The organism is Alkalibacterium sp. m-11 (assembly GCF_054658155.1).
The window spans coordinates 1-6,415 of sequence record NZ_BAAGIR010000113.1 but is presented as its reverse complement, the minus strand read 5'-3'; the positions used below and the strand labels follow the sequence as shown (position 1 = coordinate 6,415).

Genomic DNA, 6,415 nt, shown 5'->3' with positions numbered 1-6,415 from the left:
ATGGTAAAATAACCTCAGTTCCTGTTCTGTTTTTTTGTTTTGTGGTGAATCAATTATAACACGCAACAGGGTGCATTTTGTCCACAGATTTTTGCTGTGGACAGTCAAAAAGCTCGAGGCTTCCATGTTTTCCACATGTGAATTCCTCGAGCTTTTGGTATATAAAGTGTTGTTATAAATTTTGGGCAAATTCAAAGTTGTCAAGATGCATTTGTCAAATAAAAACTCCTGAGCGCGGTTCATCTTAGACCGGATTCAGGAGTTTCTGTTTATTTTTTTGACTGCAAAACCCAGTAGCCTTTAAATTAGCTTAATACACTTTCTACCACCTAATTAAAGGTTATTGTACATATCACTTGGAAATATCCCCAGTAACTATAGTATCTATTTTTAATGTGTCCGTTGAGCTTAATAGTACATTTGTAATGGGAGAATCCATATAATAAGTGCTCGTTATAGATGATTCACCATTGATAAATATCTCTATAGACGATTTATCAACAAAAAATTCTATATCAACAAAATCTCCTTTATAATTAGTTCTTTTTGTCTCACTCAATTTATCTTGTTTATAGTCTCTAATCTCGACATTTAAGCTTTCTCTTGAAAATACCACTGTATTATTTTCTATTATGGATTTTAATTGCTCATTTAGTTCATTCGAAAAGGTAATTTCAAAATTATTTATCACTTGATTAGAAATTTTAACTTTTAAGTACTCTACTGGGTTACCTATAATAAGTTCTTCTTCAAAATCAAAGTTTGATATTACCAGATCTTCTTTTATTTGATCTTTTATATTTTCCAGATAATTAAATTTAAGAGAAAGTCCTTCTTCTGCGATAGTTCTTGGAAGACTCATTTGACCTGCCCAAAGATGTTTATTATCATGCGTTGGTAATGTCCTATTCCAACCTTGCATCCAAGCAAAAGCTACATATTGTTCTCCAATCCTTACTGACTGAGGAGCATAGAAGTCTAGCCCTTTATCCATTTCATAAACCTTACTAACTTCAAACTTGTACTTATTCCAATCCATTTCTCCTTCAATTATCCAAGTTATGTGAGGATAAAAAACCTTTGTGACTTCATCAGTATAATCCATCGCACTCAACATAAAAACTTGTTTCTTCTCAAATAATAGTAAATCTGGACACTCTACCATAGAACCTAAATACTTATTATGTTCCAATACTACTGATACAAATTCCCAGTTAAATAAATCATTTGATTTATAGAGTAATACTTGGCCTTCATTATTCACAGTCTTCGATCCAATCACACAATAATAGGTACCATTTTTTTCTACTATTTTAGGATCTCTAAAATCTACTACAGAACTTCCTGAAGGTACATCTTCTTCACTAAGAACAGGATTATTTTCATACTTCACAAAATTTACACCATCTTCAGAAAAAGCGATATTTTGATTTTGCCTAGTTAGTGTTTCGTCTTCTTCGTTGGGCAAATGACCTGTATACATTAGATACAAAATCCCATCCTTTTCTATTGCGCTCCCAGAAAAACAGCCCCCTTTATCGTAGTTCTCATCAGGAGCTAAAGCTACCGGTAGATGCTCCCACTTCAATCCATCCTTACTCTTAGCATGTCCCCAATGCATAGGACCCCACTGCGAATCATAAGGATAGTATTGATAGAATAAATGATAGTATTCTTGATAGAAAGAAACTCCATTAGGATCGTTCATCCAACCTACTGTTGGAGCAAAATGAAATGTTGGATAATATTGCTTATTCACCTCGTTCTTTTTTTCTTTTACAATTTGATTTGCGTTATTTAAAGAATAATTCATATTTTATTATTTCACTCCTGTTCCAGAACTGCTAAGTCCTTGTACTAAGTATTTTTGGAAAAAGACATATATTAAAATCAAAGGAATAGTTGAAATAGTTAAGATAGCCATCACTTGGTTAATATACACTGGTTCAGTATTGTTGAGATTAGTTATAGCTACCTGTAAAGGATGTCTCTGAGAATTTGTCAGTACCATTAGTGGCCAAATATAGTCATTCCAGCTCATAATAAAAGACAAGGTCCCAACTGTAGCTATAGCTGGTTTAGACATGGGTAACATTATTCTCCAGTAAATTTGAAACTTAGAGGCTCCCTCTAGTGTTGCCGCTTCCTGCAATTCAGTTGATATTGCTCTAAAGAAAATAGTGAACATGTAAATATATAGCGGAGTAGAAATTAAAGGTAAAATTACAGCCAATGGAGTGTCTAACACCCCTAGACGTTGGGTAACTACAAATCTAGTAATTATTATTGTTTCACCTGGAATTACCAGCAAAGCTATCATTAATGCAAATATGATTTTTTTGAACTTAAAGTCAACTGTTGCAAACGCAAATCCCGCCAACGAATTCACTATTATTGAACCCAAAGTTACACTAATAGCATAGAATAAACTATTTGAAATATATCTAACAATATTAAAACGACTAAAGATTGCATCATATGGTGTAAACCATTCACTAACATGCCCCGCAGGAAGAAATGCTCGAATTGTTCCCATATCACGAAAAATTTCTGCTTCTGGCTTCATGGAAGATACTATCATCCACACTAATGGAAAGATAAATAAAATAGCCAGCATAATACTTAAAATATGAAATAGAATTGATTGCGTTTTATTGCTCATTTGTGTCCCCTCCTATGAACTTACGCTGAAGCAAGGTGAACATGATTATAACTCCACCATATACAACTGTTAATGCACTGGCAAAACCTACTTGTCTATCGGTAAAACCAGTTCTGTAAATATAGTACACAGGGGTCATCGTAGAGTTCAAAGGGCCCCCTTGTGTCATTACCATAGGCTGAATAATCAACTTAAATGCATCAATCAAAGTTGTTGTAAGAATCAATAGAGATGTTGGCTTAAGCATAGGTAATGTTACATTTAAAAATTGTTGCCACTTAGAAGCACCATCTATTCTAGCTGCTTCGTAAATTTCATTGGGTATATTCTGTAAACCGGCTAGAAAAATCAGCATTTGAAATCCCGCCCCTTGCCAAGCCGACACAACTATAATTGCATACATCGCTTGATCCGGGCTACTTAAAAATGGTTGAGGAGAAACACCCACCCTTACTAATATTCCATTTATTAATCCAGATGAGGGATTTAAAAGATACAGCCAAAGAACTGAAACAACAACTAGTGACATAACTACAGGTGAGAAGAAAGCTACTTTATAAAATAAAGTACTTCTACTTCTTCGATTTACTAATAGCGCTAAACCTAATGCAGTCCCAACTTGAATAGGCATAATGAAAATAACAAACTGAAAAATATTCATAATGCTTTGTCTCATTAAACGATCATTGAACATTCTTCTGAAATTCTCAAGACCAATAAATTCAGTTAATTGAGGAGTTAGCATATGATAATCAGTCAATGAATAGTATAAAGACATCATAGATGGTAAAAACATAAATAAACCAATAATAATTAAAGCCGGCAATAAGAAAGCATATCCAATAATATTTTCTTTCATCATATTTTTATTGAGTTTTCTAGTATTAGTATTTAATAAATCAGATTTAGTAACCATTCAACTTCCCCCTTGTCTAACATAGAACTAAAAGCTGAGCGAAGCCTAGCTTTTAACTGCTTATTCTAAATGTCCTTCTATCTCTTGCGCTTTTAAATCTAGTAACTCTGAAACATCTGGGTTTTGTTCATAATAAGATACTTCTGTCACAGTTTCTTGGAAGGTTCTGCTTACTTGAGGATAATTAATTAATACAGGTCTTGCTCGCCCGGTACGTGAATTTTGCTCAATTAAGACTTGCATTGGCTCATCTACCTCTTCAAGCATTCTATCAGCTACAGACTGTCTAGCAGGTAAAACTGAGTTCCCCATACTCATATTGTACAATTGCTCTTCGGAAGTTAGAAAATCAATTAAAGCAGCAGCACCTTCAGGGTTGTCAGTTGAAGTTGTCATGCCGTACGCCCAACTACCCGTGGGACTTACTAACTCTCCTGTTTCTGGAGAAACAGGATACGGCATGATACCGTACTCTATGTCTTGATATTCACTTTCAAGTTGCTGTATTGTCCATGAACCACTCAACAATAGAGCGTATTCTCCAGTATGGAAGCCAAAATCAACTGGTGTGATTGTAGAGTAGCCTTCGCTTACTAAACCTTGAATAAAGTCAAAAGCTGATGCAGTCTCTTCTGAATCGAAATATCCAACAGACTCAGTTCCAGATTCATTTGTAATTTCTCCACCAGCTGACCATACGAATGGTGAGAATGCATACATTAACCATTCTGATTGATCATCAAAACCAACATCAATAACAGGCCCATCAAAATATCCATGTAAAGTTTCTAACATATCATTAAATTCATTCCAGTCCCACGGATTATCTACGGTCGGTAAGTTAGATGTATCAATTCCTGCTTCCTGTAACATATCTTCATTGTAGAAGACGCCTACACTTGATTCTGAAAACCCGATAGCATACAATTCATCTTCGAACGTACCTTGTTCAATTATACTAGGTAAAAAATCATCTACATTGGATAACATTCCATCAAGAGATTGTAGTATTCCAGAATTAGCATAAGCTGCTGTATTTGGCCCATCTAATGTAATAACATCTGGTAATGTGTCGGTAGTTAATGCAGCATTAATTACATCCTCGTAACCTCCACCAGCCCCACTTCTGGGAATGTATCTTACTGAAGCTGTCAATCCATCTTCGTTAGATTCATTAAACTCATTAATCGAATCGACCATTACTTGACCTTCAGCAGATTCTTCAGAAAATTGAACCCACATAGTTATTTCATTTGCATCTCCACTTTGACCATCTGGGGTTTCAGAGTCAAAAGAATCAGCATTCTCATTGTTTTCTCCATTTCCACATCCAAGCATAAAAAATCCCGTACCTAATAAAGAAAGTAACTTAAGCTTATTCAACATATTATTTCCTCCTATGTGAAACCGTTTTATTTAACAATTAAAGTATATGTCATCCGGTTTCATATGTCAACCGCTTGACATATTCTTTTTTAAATATTGCTAGTACACTCTACTGCACTAGCAATATTTAAGTTAGCCTAGTCGTATTTGAAGAAATTAACTCTACAGGATAAATAATTTGTTTTTCAACTTCTCTTCCATTTATTAAATTAATTAACGCTTCAACAGCGCCTTTAGCAAGAAGGTCTATGGGCTGTCTAATAGTACTTATTTCAGGATTTAAAAGCCTTATCATTTCTGTTCCATCGAAACCTATTACTTTTAATTTTTTCGGGATTTCAATACCTAAATCTTTTGCAGCATTAATAAAGAGTTTAGCCATCACATCGTCTCCTGCAAATACCCCGTCATACTTTTCCGTTAATAAAATTGACTTAATTATTTCAATCTTTTTATCAAAAGAATAGTTAAAAGGAATTTCAATTATATTGGACTTTAATCCATGCTCAGAGACTACTTTTCTGTATGCTTCAGATCGATCGTTTGCTGGGGTTAGTATATTTTTATCTCCAACAACACATAATATGCTTTTACAGCTATTATTGATTAATTCTTTTGTAGCCAATTCTCCACCCAGATAATTATCACTTTGAATTATTGGAATCTCCTGAGTAATTTCTCTTTCAATTGACACGATTTTATTTTCTAAGTTCTTGTATTCAGATATATCAATATTATGAGACCCCACTATTATGCCATCTACTCTTCTTTCTTTTAATAACTTTAAATACTTCTTCTCATTCTTTATATCATTTAAACTATTGCAGATAAATAAATTATAACCATTCTGAGCAAGCAACTTTTCAATATGGAAAGTTAATTCCCCGAAATAAGGATTTTTAGTAGTCGGAATAATCAACGCAATAAACTTGGTTTCATTTGTAAAAAAAGACCTTGCAATTTCATTCGGTGTATAATTTAACTCATCTACTGCTTTCATGACTTTATCTTTCATTTCATCACTAATGTATCCTCTATTGTTAAGTACTCTCGATACAGTAGTTACAGAAACTTCTGCTTTTTTAGCAACGTCTTTTATAGTGGTATTTTTCATACTTTTTCTCCCTTTTTTTCAGAAGTAATTACCAATTTTTTTGTTTTTTCGTGTTGTTTTAATGCAACTATCGTTGCTCTATCAATTAAAATACAAAAAGGCACCTCTTCCCCCCCTCGTATAATAAGTTTGTAGTTAAGAATTGTTCTTAACTTAGTTGATTGATTAACTGTTTGAAAGAATGGAGCTTTCTCCCCCATGGGGGAGAAAAATTTCAAAAAGTCGCTTTTGATGATCCATTCACTTTAGTTCTTTGATAATTAAATATCTTGGTTATCGCTTGGTCATTCCGTGCTGTTTCTGTGTAAAATAGAACTAGATGGAAGATGGTTCTAAA

5 protein-coding genes are annotated in these 6,415 nt (G+C 33.8%); all 5 read right to left on the bottom strand.

Features of this window, described 5'->3' with window-relative positions:
- Positions 1-352: 352 nt before the first annotated feature.
- The 5 genes from ACYQ2O_RS09785 to ACYQ2O_RS09765 all read right to left on the bottom strand — a co-directional run bounded on the left by ACYQ2O_RS09785 (position 353) and on the right by ACYQ2O_RS09765 (position 6,078).
- A complete protein-coding gene (locus tag ACYQ2O_RS09785) occupies positions 353-1,813 on the bottom strand; it encodes a glycoside hydrolase family 32 protein (protein ID WP_346025227.1) in 1,461 nt (486 codons plus the stop codon).
- Positions 1,814-1,819: 6 nt separating this feature from the next.
- Positions 1,820-2,662 (bottom strand): carbohydrate ABC transporter permease, encoded by an 843-nt coding sequence (locus ACYQ2O_RS09780; protein ID WP_346025228.1) that lies wholly within the window; start codon positions 2,660-2,662, stop codon positions 1,820-1,822.
- Positions 2,652-3,521, bottom strand: coding sequence for a carbohydrate ABC transporter permease (locus tag ACYQ2O_RS09775; RefSeq protein ID WP_346025231.1), 870 nt, complete (start codon positions 3,519-3,521; stop codon positions 2,652-2,654). Before ACYQ2O_RS09775 ends, ACYQ2O_RS09780 begins: the two co-directional genes overlap by 11 nt.
- A gap of 117 nt (positions 3,522-3,638) precedes the next feature.
- Positions 3,639-4,964, bottom strand: coding sequence for an ABC transporter substrate-binding protein (locus ACYQ2O_RS09770; RefSeq protein WP_346025229.1), 1,326 nt, complete (start codon positions 4,962-4,964; stop codon positions 3,639-3,641).
- 127 nt (positions 4,965-5,091) lie between these two features.
- Complete coding sequence (locus tag ACYQ2O_RS09765) at positions 5,092-6,078, bottom strand: LacI family DNA-binding transcriptional regulator (RefSeq protein ID WP_346025230.1); 987 nt, start codon at positions 6,076-6,078, stop codon at positions 5,092-5,094.
- Between the last annotated feature and the right edge of the window lie 337 nt (positions 6,079-6,415).

What these genes read in the sequence shown, in the direction of transcription:
- ACYQ2O_RS09785 (WP_346025227.1), bottom strand. Translation starts at nt 1,813, where the DNA reads ATGAATTATTCTTTAAATAACGCAAATCAAATTGTAAAAGAAAAAAAG.
- ACYQ2O_RS09780 (WP_346025228.1), bottom strand. Translation starts at nt 2,662, where the DNA reads ATGAGCAATAAAACGCAATCAATTCTATTTCATATTTTAAGTATTATG.
- ACYQ2O_RS09775 (WP_346025231.1), bottom strand. Translation starts at nt 3,521, where the DNA reads ATGAAAGAAAATATTATTGGATATGCTTTCTTATTGCCGGCTTTAATT.
- ACYQ2O_RS09770 (WP_346025229.1), bottom strand. Translation starts at nt 4,964, where the DNA reads ATGTTGAATAAGCTTAAGTTACTTTCTTTATTAGGTACGGGATTTTTT.
- ACYQ2O_RS09765 (WP_346025230.1), bottom strand. Translation starts at nt 6,078, where the DNA reads ATGAAAAATACCACTATAAAAGACGTTGCTAAAAAAGCAGAAGTTTCT.